This is a genomic window from Methylorubrum rhodinum (assembly GCF_014199935.1).
In the GTDB taxonomy this organism is placed as follows: Bacteria; Pseudomonadota; Alphaproteobacteria; order Rhizobiales; family Beijerinckiaceae; genus Methylobacterium; species Methylobacterium rhodinum.
Genome location: NZ_JACHOP010000051.1, coordinates 1 through 1,588, shown reverse-complemented (window position 1 = coordinate 1,588; position 1,588 = coordinate 1). Strand labels below are relative to the sequence as shown.

General features: G+C 68.5%; 1 protein-coding gene. It reads right to left on the bottom strand.

From position 1 onward, the window contains the following. Nucleotides 1-1,588: DNA topoisomerase (locus HNR00_RS25270; RefSeq protein WP_183574310.1), on the bottom strand; the 1,588-nt coding region annotated here is incomplete at both ends.

Below are 1,588 nucleotides of genomic sequence, written 5' to 3'. Positions count from 1 at the left end.
GCACCATCGCCTCACTCGGGGTGCGCTCGGCCCCCGAATCGGTGATTGACCCCGCTTGCGCCGCACGGGGGCCCGCATGTCCGTCGAGGAACGTGCGGCATACGCTGATGCTGCTCTTGCAGCCACGCGGCAGTCGTAGGCCTTTGCGCTCAGCCAACGACACCGCGAAGGCCACCATGGCGGGGGTTGGCGGACGATCGTCGCCCTGCCTCGGTGGGATTGAGCTCGGATCGAGTTCGATGGCGTCGGCGTTCGTGATCGCCCCGATCAGCTCATCCAGCCTGACGCGCGTGCGCTGCCGAAACGTTCGGGCGCGACGTTCGGCTTCCGCTCGTCCGGGGGCGCGTCCGATCTCGGCAAGCTCCGCCTCGAACAGTGCCCGGCCGACCGGATCGCCGTAGGCGGGGAAGACGCGGCGGACAGCTTGGATGAACGCGACACCGACATCCGTGACCTCGATGGCGGGGTCCTTGCCCGCGCCAAGTGCGATGTATCGGCTCTTCACGAGCTTGGGGAGGATTGTGTCGCGGGTTGCGGCCGTCCCCAGGCCCTTCGGCTCGTTGGGGTTCACCGGGTTCTCGAGCGCACGTTTGGCGACCGGATCCTCGACCTGATCGATGAGGCGGCCCATCACCACCGGCAACTCGCCCCGGGTGATGCGCCGGGGCGGTTCGGTCACGGCGGTAGCGATCTCGGCAGCCGTTGCCCTCGAGACTTCGCCGTCGCGCACGGGCGGCAGGCGAGCCAGCGTGGCCTCCGGCTCGCGCTTGGTCTTGCCCGGCACGACATCCACCTCGGTCTCGGCTTCAATGCCATAGACGGCCCGCCAGCCCGGCGCTCGCACGACGCTGCCGCTCGCCAAGAACCGCTTCATCCCCAACGCGGTGGTGACTTCCGCCGTAAGGCTGGTGCGCGCGTCGATCCCATCGGGAAGGTGAGCGGCAAGGTAGGCCTTCGCGACGAGTTCCCATAGACGGAACTGCTCGGCCGCGAGGCGGTCGCGCTGAGGCACCTTGCGCAGCGGTACGATCGCGTGGTGCTCGCCCGGGTCCTTGACGTAGTGCCCCCTGCTGCCTCGGCGGATCACAGGCTTGCTCGTCGTCGAGAACAGCCCCGCCACATCGGTCAGCACGCCAGTGACGGCACCGATCACCGCAGACGCATCGTCGATTTGCCCTTCGGGCAGGTACTCAGACTCGGTGCGCGGGTAGCTCAGGTAGCCCTGATCGTAGAGTTCCTGGGCAAGTCCGGCCGTGCGCTGCGGATCCCAGCCGAAGCGCTTGGCGCAGCGCCGTGCCAGCGTGTCCTTCGAGAACAGGCGGGGCGGAGCGCGCCGCACATCCTTCTGCTCGAGCGCAAGCGGGCCTGTCCAAGCCTCGGCGGCCTGCCGAATCGTCTCGGCGATCGCCTTATCGAGGATGCGCTCCTTCGGGGCATGCCACAGCGTCAGGGCGGCCCCAGTCTCGGTATCGAGGTGCAGCGCGACCTTGAAAAAGTCCTCGGGCACGAAGGTGCGGATGCGCGCCTCAAGATCGGCCAGGAGGGCCAGCGTCGGCGTCTGAACGCCGCCGAAGCGCCAGGGCTCGCG